Below are 18,440 nucleotides of genomic sequence, written 5' to 3'. Positions count from 1 at the left end.
CATTCTCCTCAGGCCACGCTGACGCGGATGGTTTCGACGACGTTGCGCAAGTATCCCGCCGGGTTCCAGCGCGGCGTCTCCGGCTGCGTCTCGCCGGCATTGCTGGTGGCGCGCACCCTGAGCTCGACCTGGCCCGCGGCAAGCTTCACCGGCAGTTTCCATTCGCGGAATGAGTAGTTGCCGAGATCCTTGCCGAGCTTGGCGGAGGCCCAGGTCTTGCCGCCATCGGTCGAGATCGAGACGTCCTTGATGCCCTTGCCGCCGTCGAAGGCGATGCCGCGCAGCGTCGTGCGCCCCGCCTTCAGCTTGGCGCCATCGGTCACGCTGGTGATGAAGGAGCGGATGGTGAAGCGGTTGATCGGGATCGTCGCCTTCGGCGCGGTGCCGGGCTCGATCGAATTGTTCGGCGTGTCCGGGATGCGATAGGCCGACTTCATCCAGAAGCCGTCATAGATCGTGTCGACGACGGTGATCTCGTTGAGGTGCTTGACCCAGTAGGTGCCGTAATAGCCGGGCACGACCAGGCGCAGCGGGAAGCCGTTGAGGAACGGCAGCTCGTCGCCGTTCATGCCGTAGGCCAGCATCACCTCGCCGTCGGTGGCGTGCGCGAGGTCGAGCGCCTTGGCGAAGTCGGGCGTCTTGTCGCTCACCGGGCCGTCCATGCCTGCGAATACGACCTGCTTCGCACCCGCCTGCACGCCCGCCATCTCCAGCACCGCCTTCAGCGGCACGCCGCGCCAGCGCGCATTGCCCATCGCGCCATTGCCGAGCTGGCCGCCGGCAACGCGCGGCTCGACGAGGCCACGGCTGTTGCCGGAGCACTGGTTGACGGCGACGATCTCGGTCGCCTTCATCTTGCGGATGTCCTTCAGCGACAGCTTCAGCGGCTTGTCGACCTTGCCCTTGACCTCGAGCGTGAACGTGTCGGGATCGAGATCGTAGGGGAGGCCGGCGAGGTGATAGCGCACGAAGAACGCGTTGTTCGGCGTGATCGGGCCGTCGTTGAACACCGCGAACGGCGTCTCGAGTTGCGGCGGCCGGCTCGTCAGCCCGATCATCGGCCGCTTCTGCGGATATTTCACCAGCGGCCGCTCGCCATTGGCGAAGGGCAGCGTCACGGTGTCGAGTGCCAGCGCTCTGGTGGAATTCAGTGTGGCCGCCATAGCGGCAAGGCCCGCTCCTTTGAGCAGGTCGCGTCGATCGAACATTCAGGTCTCCTCCCGGAGCTTTTCGTTGGCTCGCGGTCATCACCGCGAGGCCCGCGCCCATCTGTCGCAACGACTCATGCGAAGTCAATTCGTGCTTTCGCAGCAAGCCCATGCCGTTGCGCTGCAGCAACGCGGTGTTACGCCGCGACGCGTTCGCCGCCGGCGATGAGGGCGGACAAGGTCCTGGTGTCGGTGACGACGCGCACGACCATCGGTTCGTCGCGGCCGCGGATCGCGACCTCCTGCTGCGGCAGCGCATCCTCGTGCAGGCCGGCGGTGCGGCGGACCTCTTCGGAGACGATCGCCTCGCAGGCGAGCGTCTTGGTCATGTCCTGAAGCCTGGCCGCGACGTTGACGGCGTCGCCGAGTGCGGTGAAGACGATGTGGTCGCGATAGCCGATGTCGCCGATGATGACCTCGCCGCCATGCACGCCGATGCCGAAGCGGATCGGCTGGCGCAGATCGTGGCTCAAGAGCTCGTTGAGCTCGTCGACATGGGTCGCGATGCCGGCCACCGCCTTCAATGCTTGGCGGCAGGCGGTGTGCGGATCGCTGGTGAGGCCGAACAGCGCCAGCATGCCGTCGCCGACGAACTGGTTCGGCTGGCCGCCATTCTCGATCACGGCCTGCGACACCGCGCCGAGGAAGCGGTTGACGATGAAGACCGTATCGAACGGCAGCCGCTTCTCGGCGAGCTGTGTCGAGCCGCGCATGTCCACGAACAGGCTGACGAGATAGCGCTCCTGGCCGATTCGGGCGGGCGCGGATGCATGCGCGTTGGCCGACAGCGTGTGCGGCATGAACAGCTGGAAGAAGGAGAGATCGGTGTCAGGCCGCAGCTGGCAGGCAAGCCGGATCGAGGGATCGGCGGTGCCGACGCGCGCCAGCACGAAGGCCTCGCGCTGCGACGGTTCGGGCAGGGCGCCATGGTCGCCGATGATGCGGATGCGGCAGGTCGAGCAGCGCGCACGGCCGCCGCAGACGCTGGCATGCGGCACGTTGTGGCGCAGGCTCGCTTCCAGCACGGAGAGGCCCTTGGGGACCCGCACCGTCTTGCCGTTGCCGTAGGACAGCGCGATCATGCCGCCGCGCCGCTCGCGCCAGCCGCGTACGCCACGCCCGAGCAGCACCAGCCCGAGCAGGCCGAAATAACCCATCGTCAGTCCGCCGGTGATGCGGTCGAGCGTAGCGGCCTGCGCGAATGTGCCGACCTCGCGCTGCGTATAATTCTGCTTGCGCCAGTCAGCATCCTCGCTGTCGGCGGCGACACTCCGGCCACCCTGGTAGATGCCGAGCAGCGCCAGCGTCGGGATCAGCACGGCGGCCGCCAGCAGATACGGCGCCGCGCGGATGAAGAAAGGCTTGAGCCGGAGCCAGAAGAAGATGCCGATGCAGCCGTGCACCCAGGCGACGATCAGCAGGAGCGTCATCGTCCAGAGCCGGGCCGGCGCCACGACGAAGAACAGATACAGCTCCTGCGGATAGAGCTTCTCGTGCCCGTACAGCGTCTGGCCCAGTCGCACGCCGATGACATGCGCCATCACCAGCGCCGGGATGCTCAAGCCGAGCACGAGCTGCAGCGGCTCGATCGTCCGCCAGCGGAACTGGCGGCGTTGGTACAGCGCGTAGACACCGAGCCCCATATGGGTCAGGGCTGCGCCATAGAACACGATCGCGACCGGCAGGAACTGCCAGAACGCCATGTGGTAGGAGACCCCGACCTGCATGGCCTCGACCGAGATGTTGCCGAGCGCATGGTTGAGGAAATGGCTGACCACGTAAGCGAACAGGATGACGCCGCACACCAGCCGCACCTGCCGCGCGCTGGTCGAGCGGACGAGTTCGGGCAATCGTGAAAGGGCGGTGGCGGCCATGATTCGCTTGTACCAGTTCACTGATGAGAACAGCCAGTAGAGAGTTAAATTCCGCGGGTGAATGGCCCCTCCGATCACATGCGCGGCAAGGTTACCTAACGGTAAGTCTCGCGGGTTGGCAAAGTCTCGTAGGGTGGGCAAAGGCGCTCTTGCGCCGTGCCCACGCATCCTCAGGTGGTGGGCACGCTGCGCTTTGCCCACCCTACGAGTCCGCCCGAGACGGCAGACATCGACCGCAACACCGGCCACATTGACTCCCCCTCCCAAGTCGGGGAAAAGCGCGGCCGTGACGATCGCTCCCGACATTACCGTGAAGCCCGACGGCGCGTCGCGCCGGCCGCTTGTCGTGGCCGCGCTGGTGATCGCCGCGATGACGGTGCTGCGCATCGTCTATGCTTCCGCGATCGAGCTGCGCACCGACGAGGCCTATTACTGGACCTGGTCGAAGGAGGCGGCGCTGAGCTTCCTCGATCATCCGCCCGGCATTGCCTGGCTCATCAGGTTCGGCACCGCGATCTTCGGCGACACCGCGCTCGGGGTCCGCTTCGGCGGCATCGTCGCGATGCTGGTGACGCAGCTTCTTCTCGCCGACATCGTGCGCCGCCTCACCCATGATGTGCGTGCGGTCGTGGCGGCGGTGCTGATGCCCGAGGCCGCGCTCTATTACGGCCTGCTGATGGCCAAGGTCGCCCCGGACGTCGCCTTGGTCCCGTTCGCGGTGGCGATGATGTGGTCGCTGGTGCGGCTGGCGCAGAGCGGGGATGGACGCTGGTGGCTCGCGGCCGGCCTGTTCGCCGGCCTGTCGCTGCTGTCGAAATTCACCGCCATCATGTTCGCGCCTGCGGTCGCCGCCTTTCTGCTGGTGCCGGATTGGCGCTGGCGCTGGCTGCGCAGCCCCTATCCTTATCTTGCGGTGCTGATCGCGATCGCCGTGTTCTCCCCGGTGCTGATCTGGAACGCGCAGCACGACTGGGCCTCGTTCCGTTTCCAGGGCGTGCGCGCCACCGCCAATTACGGCATCTCGCTGCGCACCGTCGGCGATTTTATCGGCCTGCAATTCGGCCTCGTCGGTTTCGTCGTGCTGCCTGTGGTGCTGTTGGGCCTCGTGATGACGGCGTGGCGCGGCTATCGCAGGCGCGAGCCGGTCGCGATCCTGCTGTCGACCGCGGTGCTGGTGCCGTTCGCCTATTTCTTCTTCAAGTCACTGACGCTCAGGGTTGGCGACACCTGGCCGATGTTCATGTGGCCGGTCGGCTTCGCCGCCGCCGCGGTGAACCTCGCGATGATGCCGAAAGACGGCTGTTCGGCGCGGTTGATCCGGTCGAGCATCTTCTGGATGAAGACGGCGCTGGTGTCGGGGATCGTCTTCGTCGTGATCGTGTTCCTCTATTACGTCGCGGCGCCCTGGAATCTGCTCGGCAAGATGGATCCGGTCGGCGCCGAGGCCGGCTACGAGCAGGTCGTTGCGCGCGCACAGGCCGCACTGGATGAGACCGGCGCGACCTGGATCGCGACCACGGATTACCGCACCTACGCGATGATGCGCTGGCTGTTCCGCGGCCGCGTGCCCGTGGTCGAAATCAACGAGCGCGGCCGCTTCCAGGATTTTCGTGATCCCGGCATGGACCGGATCAAGGGGCAGGCGGGGATCTATGTCGGTCGCCAGCCCGACGATCATTCGCCGCTCTGGGAGCAGATCCCCGCGACGCACACGCCATTGGGGCAGGTCGAGCGCCGCTGGCGCGGTGTCCTGATCGATACCTACACGATCGACAAGCTCACCGGATGGACCCCGGAGCTCTCTCCGCCAAAGGACTCGCCGCTGTTCCAGTGGCGCGTGCTGGCGGGGGAGTTCGAGAAGCGTGCGCACGCCTAGCGCGGTTCTTACCCTCCCCCTCCAGGGGAGGGTACTACTCCTCGTCCTCTTTTTTCCGCAGCAGATCCGTCGCCAGATCCGACAGCTTCGGCGGCGGCAGGGCTGCGAATGGCAGCGGTCGCGTGACGTCGATCGCCGCCAGCCCGAGCCGCGCGGTCAAGAGCCCGTTGAGCATGCCTTCACCGAGCCGCTGCGACAGCTTGGCCGCGATCCCGTGCCCGAGCATCTGCTGCACCAGGCTGTCGCTCGCGGCGAGACCGCCGGTGATGGCGAGATGGGCGATGACGTGGCGGAGCAGGCGGATCATGCCGAGCGTGCCGGGCCGGCCGCCATAGAGCCGGGCGAGTTGGCGGATCAGGCGCAGCGAAGCCACGAACACGAACAGCACGTCGAACAGCGCGCGCGGCGAAACGGCGGTGACGATCGATACCCGCTGCGCCGCCGACGACACCAGCCGCCGTGCTTCCGCATCCAGCGGCGACATCAACTCGCGCTCGGCGAGCCGGATCATGTCGGCGCCGTCGATGATCTCGCCGGCATGACTTTCGAGCGCGGCACGGGCGCGCGCAAGCTGTGGATTCTGATGCGCGATCGCGATCAGATCCTGCACGATGGCGCGGCTTTCCTTGCGATCGTCGCTGGCGAGCACCTCGGCGGCACGCCGGTGCAGTTTTTCGATCGTGGCCAATCGTGCGAGGCCAAACGCCTCGCGCCCGATCACCACCGCGAGCGCAAGCGTGGTGACGAAGGCGAACGCAAGCCCGACGAAGCCAAGGCTCTCGCTGCGCGCAAACAGATCCTCGACCAAACGCACGACGCCGAGCCCGGTGCCGAGCAGCGTCAACCCGGCGACGCCGGACCAGAACAGCGCGCCCCAGGGAAAGCCGCGCCGTGCGGTGCGCGCCGTTTCGATCGGCACCGGCAATGTCGCCGGATCGGGCTCCGGCGTGATCTGGATCGTGGCGCGACCGAGCCGGCTCGTCTCGTCGGCCTCGGTCACGACGACGCCGGGATCGTCGAGCCGGAATGTCGCCGGCCGCCGCGGCTGGGATCGGTCGTTCATGCGAGCTTGTCTCCGATCAGGAACTGCAAGGCACGGTCGAGGCGGATGTGAGGCAGCGCGGGCTCGTCCGTTCCCTCGCGTTCGAGCTTTGGCGGACGGAAGCGCAGGAAGCGGAAATCGCTTGTCTCGGCAGCTTGCGTCGACAATCCGCGGAAGGCATCGGTGCCGTTGAAGAGCGGTTCGGGGTCCAGCGGCAGGTCGCCCGGAAAAGTCGCAACTTCCGTGTTGCCGTCAAAGAACTCACCGCCGGCGCTTTCGCCTGCGGCCGGCGTTCCCAGGATCGAGGGCAATTTGTCGCGGCCACGGGTGACCTGGGCTTCCCGGGTGGCGCGGACGGCGGCGAGCGCCACCACATCGATTTGCGCGCCGGTATTTTCCGCACGCGCGAGCGCCCGGGTCACCGCGCGGCGCAGCACGGCCTCGAGCCGGTCGTGGCTGGAATGATGCAGATGATCTGCCTTCGTCGCCGCGAACAGGATGCGGTCGATGCGCGGCCTGAACAGGCTGGAGAGGAGCGTGCTGCGGCCGATGTTGAAGCAGTCGAGAATGCCGGCAAGCGCCGCTTCGAGATCGTGCAGCGCCTCGGGTCCGGAGTTGAATGCGGACAGCGCGTCGGCCAGCACGATCTGGCGATCGAGCCGCGCAAAATGATCCCGGAAGAACGGCCGCACCACGACGTCCTTGTAGGCCTCGTAGCGACGCACCATCATCGCCCACAGCGATCCCTCCGGAGCCTGGCCACCGACGGGCACGTCGAGCGGCGCAAAAGTCAGCGCGGGCGTGTCGGCGAGACTGCCGGGCATCAGGAAGCGGCCGGGCGGCAACAGGCTCATGGCAAACCGCTCGTCGCGGCAGGCGCGCAAATATTGAGTGAAGAGCTTTGCGGCGGTCAGCGTGGCCTGCTCGTCCTCGCGCGCTTCGGGCTTGAGCGTTGCCAGATGGGCGTGCCAGTCCGAGGCAAGATGTGCACGCGGCGCTTCGCGCGAGAGCGCCAGGCTTTCCGTCGACCATTGCTCGAAGCTCTTCTGCAGCAGCGGCAGGTCGAGCAGCCATTCGCCGGGATAGTCGACGATGTCGAGCGTCAATGTGCGATCGGCGCCGTTCGGGCGCTGATAGTCGATGACGAGACGCAACTCGCTGATGTCGACGGTCGAGCTCGGCCAGCGACGCTCCTCGATCAGCGCGCGCAGATGACTTTCATAGGAGAAGCGCGGCACGGCGTCGTCCGGCTGCGGTGCCAGATGCGCCCGCGCGATACGGCCGGAGGCATAGGCTTCGAACACCGGAAACCGGCCGCCGCGCGTCAGCCCGTGGATCAGCGCGGTGATGAATACGGTCTTACCGGCACGCGACAGGCCGGTGACGCCAAGCCGCACCGTCGGGTTGAAGAAGTGCTCGCCATAGTCGATCAGCGCGCGGGCCGACAGGCGCGCTTCTTCGATCATATCCTGGAAACTGAATGCCATATGAACGTGATTGATCTCGGGCGGGCGGAACAGTGATGCCGTTCACAAAAGTGGCAATTGCGTGAGGAAAATCAAGCTTCATACTTCCACCGCCTTTGTCGGCAAATCAACCGATTGAACGACGCGCCGGTCCCGAAAGACCCATAGAACAGTGGCCTTGTATTTGCTTTGCGGATTGCCATGACCGTCTTCAGATTGAAACAGCTCGCCTCCCATTCGGTGCATGCCGCGGCCGACGTGGTCGGCTGGCACTACGACCGCGCCGAACTGATCGCCGACGGTGTCATCCACGCCATCGGCGTGCTCTCCGGCATTATCGCTGCGACCGTTCTCGTCGTGCTCGCGGCGGTCTATGCCGATGCCACCGACATCGTCGGGGTCTCGATCTATGTCGCCGGCCTGCTGTCGATGCTGGTGCTGTCGGCGAGCTATAACCTCTGGCCGGTCTCGCCGGTCAAATGGCTGCTGCGGCGGTTCGACCATTCCGCGATCTATCTCCTGATCGCCGCGACCTACACGCCGTTCATCCTGGAGGTGAAGGACAGCGTGTTCGCGTTGGCGCTGCTGGTCTGCGTCTGGTGTGTCGCAATCGTCGGCATCGTGCTGAAGCTTCGCTATCCCGGCCGGTTCGACCGTGTCGCCGTCGGCATCTATCTTGCGATGGGCTGGAGCGGCGTGATGCTTTACGGCCCCGTGGTCAAGGCGCTGCCCGCGCTGGCGCTGGGCTTCGTGCTGGCGGGTGGTATTCTCTACAGCCTCGGCGTGATCTTCCACGCCTGGCGGCGGCTGCGCTTCCAGAATGCGATCTGGCACGGCTTTGTCTTGGCCGGCGCGGCATGCCATTATACCGCGGTGCTCGACCTCGTGTTGAGCTAGCGAAGTTCCGCGCAGCGGCATAAGCAGCGCGGTATCAAGACAAGAGGAGACGTCGCATGCAGGTGACCGGCAAGGTCGTGGTTGTCACGGGCGGCGCAAACGGCATCGGCAAGGCGCTGTGCGAGGCCTTTCACAAGGCGGGCGCGGCCAAGGTCGTGGTCGCGGATATGGATGCCGCCAACGCGCGTGCTGTCGCCGCGACGGTCGATGGCGCAGCCTTCAAATGCGACGTCGCGCAGGAAAAGGAGATCTCTCACGTCATCGAGGAGACCGAGCGGCAGTTCGGTCCGATCGCGCTGTTCTGCTCCAATGCCGGTATCGGCGGCGGCTTCGATCCGATGTCGGTCAATGCCGGCGGCGCCTCCGACGAGCCCTGGCAGCGCTCCTGGGCGATCCACGTGATGGCGCATGTCTATGCGGCGCGGCACCTTATTCCCCGCATGAAGACGCGCGGCGGCGGCTATTTCCTCAACACCATCTCGGCCGCGGGCCTGCTGTCGCAGGTCGGCAGCCCGGCCTATTCCACGACGAAACACGCCGCGGTCGGCTTTGCCGAAAATCTCGCGATCTCGCACAAGGCCCACAATATCAAGGTCTCGATCCTCTGCCCGCAGGGCGTCGACACCAACATGCTGCGCTCGATCCCGAAGGGCCCGCAATCCGGCGACGGCGACCTCACGCCCGAGCAGGTCGCCAAGGACGTGCTCGCCGGCCTCGATCAGGAGACCTTCCTGATCCTGCCGCACCCCCAGGTGCTCGGCTACATGCGCAAGAAGACCGAGAACTACGACCGCTGGATCGGCGGCATGGCCAAGATCCAGGCGAAGATGCGGGAAGAGTTCGGGAAGTAGCCGACAGGTCTGCTTGCTTGAGCCATGCCTGCGCCAAAACGATCAGTGTCGTCCCGGCGAACGCCGGGACCCATAACCCCAGGGAGAAGTTTGGCGAAGACCGCCAGTTACTCTTTCCCACGGTACTGATACCTGCGCTTTATCGATAGATCACGCGGTATGGGTCCCGGCCTTCGCCGGGACGACAGCGGTAGTTAGGCCGTCGTCTCCGCCTCATCCTCCCCCCGGCTTTGCCTGAGCGCCCGCGCATAGAGCGTCATCCCCTCGCGCACCGTGCGCTGCTCCGCCTCCGTCAGTGCGGCCAGCGCGCCGCGCACCTGCTGCCGGCCGAACGCATGCAGCGCCTCCAGCGTGCGCCGGCCCTTCGCGGTCAGCGACAACAGCTTGCTGCGCGCATCAAGCTCGTCCGGCGTCTCCCTGAGCTCACCGCAATCGATCAGCTTGCGGACCAGGCGGCTGACGCTGGATTTTTCCAGCCGCAGGAAATCGCCGAGCTCGCCCGAGGTCAGCGGGCCGCGGATGCCGATCTCCAAAATTGTGTGCACCGCTGACGGCGGATAGTCCGAGGCCGCCACCGTCGCATCCATGAAGCCGAGCTCACGCACCATCAGGCGCGAGGCGGCGCGGATGTCATCGATCAGCGCGAGTTCAGCCATCTTGACTCCCGGCATATAGTTGTATCATACAACTATATGCGCGCAACGGCGCGCGCAAGCGTTTTGGAGTGGGCCATGAGCGGAACTTTGCCAGCCGGCGAGCGCATGAGGGGCAAGGTGTGCCTCGTCACGGGGGGCGGCAGCGGCATCGGTCGCGCCACCGCGCTGCGGATGGCAGCCGAGGGCGCCGAAGCGGTCGTTGTCGCGGGCCGGCGCGAGGCCGAGATCGAGGCCTCCGCAGCCGCGTGCCGTGACCTCGGTGCGCAGGCCATCCCGATCCAGACCGATATCACGCGAGAGGACGACGTCGAGCGTCTGGTGCGCACGGCGGTTGAACGCTGCGGCCGGCTCGATGTCGCCTTCAATAATGCCGGTTTCCAGGAACGCCGTGCGCCGCTGGAGCAGCAGGGTATGGAGATCTACGACAGCGTGTTCGACACCAATGTCCGCGCGCTATTCCTGTGCCTGCGCCATCAACTGCCGGCGATGCTGGCGAATGGCGGCGGCAGCATCGTGGTCAACGCCTCGGTCAGTGGCGTGCGCAATCCCAATCCCGGCTTCTCGCTCTACTCGGCCTCGAAGGCCGCTGCGATCTCGCTGACGCGTTCGGCGGCGATGGAAAATGCCCCGCGCGGCATCCGCATCAACGCCATCGCGCCCGGGCGTGTCATCACCGACATGATGCTGAGCGCCGGCGTCGGCGACGTCGCAAGCGTTGGCGCCGGCTTGCCGCTGCGGCGGATGGGCACGCCGGAGGAGGTGGCGGAGGCCGTGGTGTGGCTGTCGTCGGATGCGTCGTCGTATGTGGTCGGGCATGTGTTGGCGGCGGACGGGGGATTCTTGGCGGCGTGATGGTGGGCGCGAGCCAAAATCTTGCTGTCGTCCTGGCGAATGCCAGGACCCATTACCCCAGGGACCAGTCGTAGCGCGAGATCGTTATGACCAGCCGTCGCCAAATTAAAGGCGGTGGTAATGGGTCCTGGCTTTCGCCAGGACGACGATGTGGAGGAGCGCGTCTTAGTGCTTCTGCCCGTACAGCACCGGCACCGCCGAATCCACGACGACCTCCACAAGGCTGGTGCCCTCGTGCGCCATCCCGCGCTTGAGTGCCTCGCCGAGCTCTGCCGCCTTCGTCACCCGCACCGCGTGGCAGCCCATGCCTTCGGCGAGCCGCACGAAATCGATGCCCGGCAGCTCCAGGCCCGGCACGTTGCGCACCTGCATCACCTGGCTGAACGAGCGCATCGCGCCGTAGCCGGAATTGTTGATGACGACGATGGTCAGCGGCAGCTTGCGCTGGGCCGCGGTCCACAGCGCCTGGATCGAGTACATCGCCGAGCCGTCGCCGATCAGGCAGACCGTGCGGCTGTTCGGCTTGCCGAGTGCCATGCCGACGGCGGCGGGCAGCGAATAGCCGAGGCCACCGCTTGCCATGGTGTAGAAACTGTCCTGGCCACGCATCGGCAGAAACTTCTGCATTGCCGGCCGATGCGAGGGCACTTCCTCGACCAATGATGCGCCATCCGGCATGGCCTGCGACAGCGAGTGCAGCAGGAACTCGACCGGCAGCGGATCGGCGGCCTGCGGTGCCGGCGGCAGCGTGCGGCCCTTTGGCGTGGGACGTTTGCTGTCTGGCAAAAGGTCGAGCAGCAGGCTCAGCGCCGGCTTCATGGTGGCGATGATGCTGGTGCCTGATGGCGTCACCGCGGCGGCATCCGGATCATCGGTGATCTGGAAGATGGTCGCACCGCCGTCGAAAATCGCGGCATGGCCCTCGACATGGAAGGTGAAGACGGGCGCGCCGATCACGACGACGAGATCGTGCTCGCGCAGCGCGTCGGAGAGCTGCGCCGGCGAGGCGTGCAAAAACCCCGCGAATTGCGGATGCCGCTCAGGGAACGAGCAGCGCGCCGAGAACGGGCTGACCCAGACGGCAGCCTTCGCCTTCTCGGCGACGCGCACCATCAGATCGACCGCGCCAGCGCGGTCGACGCCGGGGCCGACGACGAGGGCAGGGTGCTTTGCGGAGCCGAGCGCGGCAACCAGCGCCTTGATTGCTTCGGGCTCAGGCCCGAGCTCGCGGCTGACCTTGCGTGCCTCGACCGGCGCGGTCGCATGCGTCCAGTCGTCGATCGGGATCGAGACGAAGGTCGGCCCGCATGGCGCCTGCATCGCGGTGTAATAGGCCCGCGCGATCGCGGCGGGCACGTCCTCGGGCCGCGCCGGCTCGACGCTGTACTTCACATAGGGCCGGGGAAACTCGGATGCGCGCTCCGCATAGAGGAACGCCTGCAAGGGCAGGATCGAGCGGGCCTGCTGGCCGGCGGTGATCACCAGCGGGGTCTGGTTGCGGTGCGCGGTGTAGATATTACCGAGCGCGTTGCCGACGCCGGCCGCCGAATGCAGGTTGACGAAGCCGGCATTGCGCGTCGCCTGCGCATAGCCGTCGGCCATGCCGACCGCGGAGGCTTCCTGCAGCGCGAGCACGTAGTCGATGTCGTCGGGCCAGTCGCTTAGGAACGGGAGCTCGGTCGAGCCCGGATTGCCGAAGACGCGTTTGATGCCGAAGGAGCGCAGCAGGTCGAGCGTCGCCTGCTTGACGGTGACGGACTTGCTGCCGGTCTTGCCGTTTTTTGTCATCGTTTCCGTCCCTATCGATTCCCCATCCTGAGGAGTGCGAAGGCGCGTCTCGAAGGATGAAGGCCCGGCTGTGGCCTCGCCCTTCGAGACGCCGCTATGCGGCTCCTCAGGGTGAGGGTCTAGATCGTCACGTCGCCGCCCGCAATGACGGCGGCGCCGTCACCACACCGCCGTCCCCTTCATGGTCGGCTGCCCCTCCGCGTTCGCGGTCCACAGCTCCAGGCCCGCCTCGGTCTCGTTGGCGTTGATCGAGAATTCCGTGCCCTCGAACAGCGGCTGCAGCCCGCGATAGGTGAACTTCTTCGGCGCCGTTCCGCCGTGCAGCTTCGCCGCCATCTCGATGATGAGCGCCGCTTGCAACGGGCCGTGGAAGATCAGGCCGGGATAGCCCTCGACCTTGGTGACGTAGTCGCGGTCGTAATGGATACGGTGGCCGTTGAAGGTCAGCGCGGAATAGCGAAACAGCAGCACGGGATCGGAGACATGGGTTTCGCGGTGCTGCGCCGTCGGCGGCGGAGGCGGGGCCTTGCCGCCGGCGGGCGCGCTGCTCGTCATCTCGCGGTAGACGATATCCTGCCGCTCACGGATGGCGGTGCCGCGGGGTGAAGAAATGCTGTGCTCGACCGAGACGAAGCATAGCGTGCCGGTCGAGCCTGATTTCACCTGCACCTCGGCGATGCGCGAGGTCCGGGTCGCTTCATCGCCGACCCGCAAGGGCTGCAAAAACTCGATCTCGCCGCCGGCCCACATCCGGCGCGGCAGCGGCACCGGCGGCAGGAAGCCGCCGCGGGTCGGGTGGCCGTCGGGCCCGAGCATCGACATCGAAAACACCGGCTGTGCCAGGCACCAATGCACCGTGAACGGCGCGGCGTCGCCCGCTTTGGGCTCGCCGACCTCCTGGAACAGCGTCGCGCGCAGGCCTTTCACCAATTGCGCGGTGACGATGTCGGTCGCCGCTTCGCTGCGGCCGATCCATTGCCGCAGATGATCGATGTCGAGCTTTCCGGTCATGACGCCTCGCTCTGTTACTTCTTCGATGGATTTTCGCCGATCGCCGGCACAGCGCCGTACGCGCGGGTCTCGCCGACGATGATCGGCGCCGGCGCGGGATAGCTGACGCGGCCGTTCGGCGTATCCACCTCGATCCGGCGCAGATGCGGATGGTCGGTGAGGTCGGTCATAGTGTTGACCTCGGCGAAGGCAATGTCGGCGTCCGACAGCCGCGTCAGCAACTGGTCGCGCGTCAGGCTGCCAAAACTGTCCGCGACCGTCTTGTCGGTGAAGTCGCGGTTGCGCACGCGCTCGACGCCATTGGCGACGCGCGGATCCTTTGGCAGATCGGGCTGGTCCAGCACCTCGGCGCAGAGCGTCTTCCACTCGCGCTCGCTCTGGATCGAGATCAGAATGTCCTTGCCGTCCCTGGAGGTGAACACGCCATAGGGCGCGATCGAGGGATGGCGCAGGCCCATGCGCTTCGGCGGATTACCGGCCTCCGCGTTGAGCAGCGGCACGGTGCACCAGTCCGCCATCACGTCGAACATCGAGATGCGGATGTCGCAGCCCTTGCCGTTGCGCCCGCGCGCGATCAGCGCCTCGAGAATTGCAGCATGGGCCGTGGCGCCGGTCGCGACGTCGACGATGGACATGCCGACGCGCGAGGCGCCGTCGGGATTGCCGGTGATCGAGGCGAGACCGCTCTCGGCCTGGATCAGCAGGTCATAGGCCTTGCGGTGCGCGTAGGGGCCCTCGTCGCCGTAACCGGTGATGGTGCAGGAGATCAGCTTCGGATAGTCCTTCAGGAGCCGCTCGCGCGAAAAGCCGAGCTTGTCCATCGAGCCCGGCTTGAGGTTCTGCACCAGCACGTCGGCGCTCGCGATCAGCTTCTCCAGCTCGGCGCGTCCCTCCTTGGTGGCGAGATCGACCACCGCCGATTGCTTGCCGCGGTTGAGCCACACGAAATAGCTGCTCTGGCCCTTGGCCGCCGCGTCATAGCCGCGGGCGAAATCGCCCTCCGGCCGCTCGATCTTGATCACTTCCGCGCCGGCGTCCGCCAGACGCGACGAGCAGAACGGCGCCGCCACGGCCTGCTCGACCGCAATCACCCTGATCCCGTCCAACGCTCCCATGATGCGACCTCAGTACGAGCGGGGCATGCCGAGCACGTGCTCGGCGACAAAGGACAGCACCAGGTTGGTCGAGATCGGCGCCACCTGATACAGCCGCGTCTCGCGGAATTTGCGCTCGACGTCATATTCCTCGGCGAAGCCGAAGCCGCCATGGGTCTGGATGCAGGCGTTCGCCGCCTCCCAGGACGCATCGGCCGCCAGCATCTTGGCCATGTTGGCCTCCGCGCCGCAGTCGAGCCCGGCTTCGTATTTGCGCGTCGCCTCCTTCACCATCAGCTCGGCCGCGCGCATCGAGGCGTAAGCCTTGGCGATCGGGAACTGAATGCCCTGGTTCTGGCCGATCGGCCGGCCGAAAACGCTGCGCTCCTTGGCATAGTTGGTGGCCTTGGCGATGAACCACTTCGCGTCGCCGACGCATTCGGCCGCGATCAGGATGCGCTCGGCATTCATGCCGGAGAGGATGTAGCGAAAGCCCTTGCCTTCCTCGCCGATCAGATTCTCCGCCGGCACCTTCATGTCGGTAAAGAACACCTCGGTGGTGGCGTGGTTCATCATGGTGCGGATCGGGCGGATCTCGAGGCCATTGTTCTTGGCCTCGCGCATATCGACGATGAACACCGACAGACCATCGGTGCGCTTCTTGGCCTGCTCCTTCGGCGTGGTGCGCGCCAGCAGCACCATCAGGTCGGAGTGTTCGGCGCGGCTGGTCCAGATCTTCTGGCCGTTGACGATGTAGCTGTCGTTGCCTTCCTTGCGCGCAAAGGTCTTGAGCGAAGAGGTGTCGGTGCCGCTGGTCGGCTCGGTGACGCCGAAGGCCTGCAGCCGCAACTCGCCGCTGGCGATCTTCGGCAGGTACTTTGCCTTCTGCTCGTCATTGCCGTGACGGAGCACGGTGCCCATCGTGTACATCTGGGCATGGCAGCCGCCGCCATTGCAGCCTGCGCGCTGGATCTCCTCGAGGATCGCGGCCGCGGCGGACAGCTTCAGGCCCGCGCCGCCATATTCCTCGGGGATCAGCACCGAGAGGTAACCGGCCTGCGTCAGCGCGTCGACGAAGGCCTTGGGGTAGGCCATCTCGCGATCGAGCTTGCGCCAGTATTCGCCGGGAAACTGCGCGCAGAGCTTTGCGACGGCTTCGCGGATGTCGGCGTGATCTTCGCTGTGGTGTTCTTCAATCATGGCGTTTCCCGTCTGGTACGGCAGTTAAGATAACGCCGGCCGATCCTCTGGCGTTGTGAAAACATCGCCAGCCCCCTATGCTCATTTGCTATAGCGTATGGAGTAGCCTTCCAGGATTGGCAAGCATGGATTTCCGGCAGCTCAGGACCTTCAGTTGCGTGGCGGAGCTCGGCAGCCTGAGCAAGGCGTCCGACACGTTGCGCGTGGCGCAGCCGGCGCTCTCGCGGCAGATCAAGTTGCTCGAGCACGAGCTGCGCACGGAACTGTTCACCCGCAACGGCCGCGGCATGGTGCTGACCGAGGCCGGACGGCTGCTGCTGGCGCGCACCTCCGGCATCGTGCGGCAGATCGACCAGATCCGCGACGACATCCAGTCGGCCAAGGGGCCGCCATCCGGGCAGGTCGTGCTCGGCCTGGTTCCGACCGTGAGCTGCGTGCTGTCGGCGCGGTTTGCGCGGCGCTGCGTCGAAAAATATCCCGGCATCTCGCTGCGCATCGTCGAAAGCTACAGCGGCCATATCGTCGAATGGCTGCATCGCGGCGAGATGGATCTCGCCATCCTGTACGGCCGCTCGGCCGATCTGCATCTCAATGTGCAGAGCCTGGGGCGTGACAACATCGTCGCGGTCGGTCCGCGCGGCTGCGGTCTCGCGCGCAAGAAGACCATCGATATCGGCTGGCTGCTGCGGCAGCGGCTGGTGCTGCCCAGTCATTCGCACGGCCTCCGTGCGCTGATCGAGCACGCGGCCGCCCAGCGCAAGATCAAGCTCAACGTCCAGCTCGAGGCGGATTCGTTCCGCGTGCTGACGAGCCTGGTCGAGGAGGGCCTCGGGTTTGCGCTGCTGCCGCCATCGTCGGTCCACGCCGAGGTCGCGGACGGCCGGCTGGAAATCGCTGCCGTCTCCAAGCCGATGTCACGCGAGCTCATTTTCGCCTCTCCGATCGACCGCCCGGCCTCGACGGCCTCGCTGGCCGTCACCGCGCTGTTGCGCGACGAGGTTGCCGCCTGCCGCAAGGACGGCGTGTGGGACATCAAGCTGAGTTAGATGTGCCGGTGTCGTAGACCAGTCGGGCGCCATCTTGCCTTCGCATCTGGCGCGACCTGTCATGCCGAAATTTTATAGCCGACCGCCTGGTCCTCCGCTGTCATCGCCCGCGAAAGCGGGCGATCCAGTATTCCAGAGACAGCAGTGATAGGGCCGAGAAGCTGCGGCGTACTGGATGCCCCGCCTTCGCGGGGCATGACAGCGGAGATTGCAGATGCGGCCTGCCTGAATGGCCTCGCAATGACGGCGGATAGAGCTCAGCCCGGAATCCGCACCGGCAGCGATTCATATCCCTTGATGAAGCTCGAATAGATCCGCTTCGGCTCGCCGACCACCTCGATGCGGTCGAACCGCTTCAGCATCTCCTCCCAGACGATCCGCAGTTGCAGTTCGGCGAGCCGCATGCCGACGCAGCGGTGGATGCCGAAGCCGAACGAGAGGTGGGTGCGCGGCCGGGCGCGATCGATGATGAACTCCTCGGGACGCTCGATCATCTCCTCGTCGCGGTTGCCGGAGACGTACCACATCACGACGCGGTCGCCCTTCTTGATGTGCTTGCCGTTGATCTCGGTGTCGGCAAGCGCGGTGCGGCGCATATGCGCCAGCGGCGTCTGCCAGCGGATCACCTCGGGCACCATGGTGTCGATCAGATCAGGGTTGGCGCGCAGCTTGTCGTACTGCTCGGGATTCTCGTTCAGGGCCAGCACCGAGCCGGTCATGGTGTTGCGCGTGGTGTCGTTGCCGCCGACGATGAGCAGGATGATGTTGCCCATCAGATTGTCGGGATCCATGAAGCGCGTGGCGTCGCTATGGGCCATCAGCGACAGGAGATCGTTGCGCGGCGCCGAGTTAACGCGCTCGTTCCACAGCTTCGACATGTAGGCGTAGCACTCGTCCATCTCGCGGCGGCGCTCTTCGGCGGATTCGACGATGCCGCTCTTGGGCAGCGCGGTCGCGACGTCCGACCAGCGCGTCAGCTTGCGCCGCTCCTCCCAGGGGAAGTCGAACAGGGTCGCCAGCATCTGGGTGGTCAGCTCGATCGAGACGCGCTCGACGAAATTGAAGGTCTCGTTGCGCGGTAGATTGTCGAGCACGGTCTGCGAGCGCTGGCGGATCAGTTTTGCCAGTTCGTCCAGATGCGTCGGCGTGAACATCGGCGACACCGTCTTGCGCTGCGACGAGTGCTTGGGCTGGTCCATTGCGATGAAGCTCGGCCAGTCATAGCCGGGCGGCACATCGCGGATCCCGATGCCGCCGAGCGTCGAGTCCGAGGAGAACAGGCCGTGATTGGTGTCGACATGCATGATGTCGTTGTATTTCACCACCGACCAGTACGGCTCGATCGGCGCGTTGGTGCAGTAATGCACCGGCTCTTCCTTCCGCAACCGCTCGAACCACGGCCACAGGGTGTCGTCCTGGAACAGCCGCGGCGCGCCCGGATGAAAATTCTTCAGGGGCGTCGCATAGGCTTCCTCGCGCGCACGCCGCATGCGTTCGGCCTTGTCGGCCTTGACCGGGGTCTGAATGTTCATGGGCAGTCGCTCCCTGTGTTCGTTCACCCCGCGGCGCAGCGCAGAGG

Annotated in this window: 15 protein-coding genes; 5 read left to right on the top strand and 10 right to left on the bottom strand. The window is 65.9% G+C overall.

Annotated elements, in window-relative coordinates:
* Window positions 1-8 precede the first annotated feature (8 nt).
* Window positions 9-1,208, bottom strand: coding sequence for a molybdopterin-dependent oxidoreductase (locus QA645_RS36070; RefSeq protein ID WP_283045947.1), 1,200 nt, complete (start codon window positions 1,206-1,208; stop codon window positions 9-11).
* Between the two features lie 137 nt (window positions 1,209-1,345).
* A complete protein-coding gene (locus QA645_RS36065) occupies window positions 1,346-3,082 on the bottom strand; it encodes an adenylate/guanylate cyclase domain-containing protein (protein WP_283045946.1) in 1,737 nt (578 codons plus the stop codon).
* A gap of 370 nt (window positions 3,083-3,452) precedes the next feature.
* Here QA645_RS36065 and QA645_RS36060 point away from each other — a divergent pair, with 370 nt between their 5' ends.
* On the top strand, window positions 3,453-4,958 hold the full coding sequence (locus QA645_RS36060) for a glycosyltransferase family 39 protein (protein ID WP_283053482.1): 1,506 nt from the start codon (window positions 3,453-3,455) through the stop codon (window positions 4,956-4,958).
* Between the two features lie 34 nt (window positions 4,959-4,992).
* Here QA645_RS36060 and QA645_RS36055 read toward each other — a convergent pair whose 3' ends face one another.
* Both QA645_RS36055 and QA645_RS36050 read right to left on the bottom strand, forming a co-directional pair.
* On the bottom strand, window positions 4,993-6,021 hold the full coding sequence (locus QA645_RS36055) for a TIGR01620 family protein (RefSeq protein WP_283045945.1): 1,029 nt from the start codon (window positions 6,019-6,021) through the stop codon (window positions 4,993-4,995).
* Window positions 6,018-7,487: a YcjX family protein gene (locus tag QA645_RS36050; RefSeq protein WP_283045944.1), complete on the bottom strand. Its 1,470-nt coding sequence runs from the start codon at window positions 7,485-7,487 to the stop codon at window positions 6,018-6,020. Before QA645_RS36050 ends, QA645_RS36055 begins: the two co-directional genes overlap by 4 nt.
* Window positions 7,488-7,667: 180 nt before the next feature.
* Here QA645_RS36050 and QA645_RS36045 point away from each other — a divergent pair, with 180 nt between their 5' ends.
* Together QA645_RS36045 and QA645_RS36040 are read left to right on the top strand one after the other, a co-directional pair.
* On the top strand, window positions 7,668-8,363 hold the full coding sequence (locus QA645_RS36045; protein WP_254195478.1) for a hemolysin III family protein: 696 nt from the start codon (window positions 7,668-7,670) through the stop codon (window positions 8,361-8,363).
* Between the two features lie 56 nt (window positions 8,364-8,419).
* Window positions 8,420-9,214 (top strand): SDR family oxidoreductase, encoded by a 795-nt coding sequence (locus tag QA645_RS36040; RefSeq protein WP_254134147.1) that lies wholly within the window; start codon window positions 8,420-8,422, stop codon window positions 9,212-9,214.
* A 194-nt stretch (window positions 9,215-9,408) separates the two neighbouring features.
* Here QA645_RS36040 and QA645_RS36035 read toward each other — a convergent pair whose 3' ends face one another.
* Window positions 9,409-9,870, bottom strand: coding sequence for a MarR family transcriptional regulator (locus QA645_RS36035; protein ID WP_283045943.1), 462 nt, complete (start codon window positions 9,868-9,870; stop codon window positions 9,409-9,411).
* A gap of 75 nt (window positions 9,871-9,945) precedes the next feature.
* Here QA645_RS36035 and QA645_RS36030 point away from each other — a divergent pair, with 75 nt between their 5' ends.
* The gene (locus QA645_RS36030) at window positions 9,946-10,722 is read left to right on the top strand and encodes a glucose 1-dehydrogenase (protein WP_283045942.1); all 777 of its coding nucleotides are present in this window, start codon (window positions 9,946-9,948) and stop codon (window positions 10,720-10,722) included.
* A gap of 165 nt (window positions 10,723-10,887) precedes the next feature.
* Here QA645_RS36030 and mdlC read toward each other — a convergent pair whose 3' ends face one another.
* The 4 genes from mdlC to QA645_RS36010 form a co-directional block, all read right to left on the bottom strand.
* Entirely contained in the window at window positions 10,888-12,510 is a 1,623-nt protein-coding gene (gene mdlC, locus QA645_RS36025; protein ID WP_283045941.1) for a benzoylformate decarboxylase, read from the bottom strand.
* Window positions 12,511-12,669: 159 nt separating this feature from the next.
* On the bottom strand, window positions 12,670-13,521 hold the full coding sequence (locus QA645_RS36020) for a MaoC family dehydratase N-terminal domain-containing protein (RefSeq protein WP_283045940.1): 852 nt from the start codon (window positions 13,519-13,521) through the stop codon (window positions 12,670-12,672).
* 14 nt (window positions 13,522-13,535) lie between these two features.
* Window positions 13,536-14,636: a CaiB/BaiF CoA-transferase family protein gene (locus QA645_RS36015; RefSeq protein WP_254134142.1), complete on the bottom strand. Its 1,101-nt coding sequence runs from the start codon at window positions 14,634-14,636 to the stop codon at window positions 13,536-13,538.
* Window positions 14,637-14,645: 9 nt separating this feature from the next.
* Complete coding sequence (locus QA645_RS36010; protein WP_283045939.1) at window positions 14,646-15,815, bottom strand: acyl-CoA dehydrogenase family protein; 1,170 nt, start codon at window positions 15,813-15,815, stop codon at window positions 14,646-14,648.
* 125 nt (window positions 15,816-15,940) lie between these two features.
* Between QA645_RS36010 and QA645_RS36005 the strand changes: the two genes are divergently transcribed.
* The gene (locus QA645_RS36005) at window positions 15,941-16,861 is read left to right on the top strand and encodes a LysR substrate-binding domain-containing protein (RefSeq protein WP_254134140.1); all 921 of its coding nucleotides are present in this window, start codon (window positions 15,941-15,943) and stop codon (window positions 16,859-16,861) included.
* A 257-nt stretch (window positions 16,862-17,118) separates the two neighbouring features.
* Here the strand turns inward: QA645_RS36005 and QA645_RS36000 are convergent, their stop codons facing one another.
* The gene (locus QA645_RS36000; protein ID WP_254195472.1) at window positions 17,119-18,393 is read right to left on the bottom strand and encodes a cytochrome P450; all 1,275 of its coding nucleotides are present in this window, start codon (window positions 18,391-18,393) and stop codon (window positions 17,119-17,121) included.
* Between the last annotated feature and the right edge of the window lie 47 nt (window positions 18,394-18,440).

Source organism: Bradyrhizobium sp. CIAT3101, assembly GCF_029714945.1.
Lineage (GTDB): Bacteria > Pseudomonadota > Alphaproteobacteria > Rhizobiales > Xanthobacteraceae > Bradyrhizobium.
Note: the sequence above shows the minus strand (reverse complement) of the source record. Positions and strands in the feature narration are given on the sequence as shown.

Coding starts and splice junctions, on each gene's coding strand:
- QA645_RS36035 (WP_283045943.1), bottom strand. CDS start 9,870: ATGGCTGAACTCGCGCTGATCGATGACATCCGCGCCGCCTCGCGCCTG.
- QA645_RS36040 (WP_254134147.1), top strand. CDS start 8,420: ATGCAGGTGACCGGCAAGGTCGTGGTTGTCACGGGCGGCGCAAACGGC.
- QA645_RS36050 (WP_283045944.1), bottom strand. CDS start 7,487: ATGGCATTCAGTTTCCAGGATATGATCGAAGAAGCGCGCCTGTCGGCC.
- QA645_RS36045 (WP_254195478.1), top strand. CDS start 7,668: ATGACCGTCTTCAGATTGAAACAGCTCGCCTCCCATTCGGTGCATGCC.
- QA645_RS36020 (WP_283045940.1), bottom strand. CDS start 13,521: ATGACCGGAAAGCTCGACATCGATCATCTGCGGCAATGGATCGGCCGC.
- QA645_RS36000 (WP_254195472.1), bottom strand. CDS start 18,393: ATGAACATTCAGACCCCGGTCAAGGCCGACAAGGCCGAACGCATGCGG.
- QA645_RS36055 (WP_283045945.1), bottom strand. CDS start 6,021: ATGAACGACCGATCCCAGCCGCGGCGGCCGGCGACATTCCGGCTCGAC.
- QA645_RS36060 (WP_283053482.1), top strand. CDS start 3,453: ATGACGGTGCTGCGCATCGTCTATGCTTCCGCGATCGAGCTGCGCACC.
- QA645_RS36015 (WP_254134142.1), bottom strand. CDS start 14,636: ATGGGAGCGTTGGACGGGATCAGGGTGATTGCGGTCGAGCAGGCCGTG.
- QA645_RS36030 (WP_283045942.1), top strand. CDS start 9,946: ATGAGCGGAACTTTGCCAGCCGGCGAGCGCATGAGGGGCAAGGTGTGC.
- QA645_RS36005 (WP_254134140.1), top strand. CDS start 15,941: ATGGATTTCCGGCAGCTCAGGACCTTCAGTTGCGTGGCGGAGCTCGGC.
- QA645_RS36070 (WP_283045947.1), bottom strand. CDS start 1,208: ATGTTCGATCGACGCGACCTGCTCAAAGGAGCGGGCCTTGCCGCTATG.
- QA645_RS36010 (WP_283045939.1), bottom strand. CDS start 15,815: ATGATTGAAGAACACCACAGCGAAGATCACGCCGACATCCGCGAAGCC.
- mdlC (WP_283045941.1), bottom strand. CDS start 12,510: ATGACAAAAAACGGCAAGACCGGCAGCAAGTCCGTCACCGTCAAGCAG.
- QA645_RS36065 (WP_283045946.1), bottom strand. CDS start 3,082: ATGGCCGCCACCGCCCTTTCACGATTGCCCGAACTCGTCCGCTCGACC.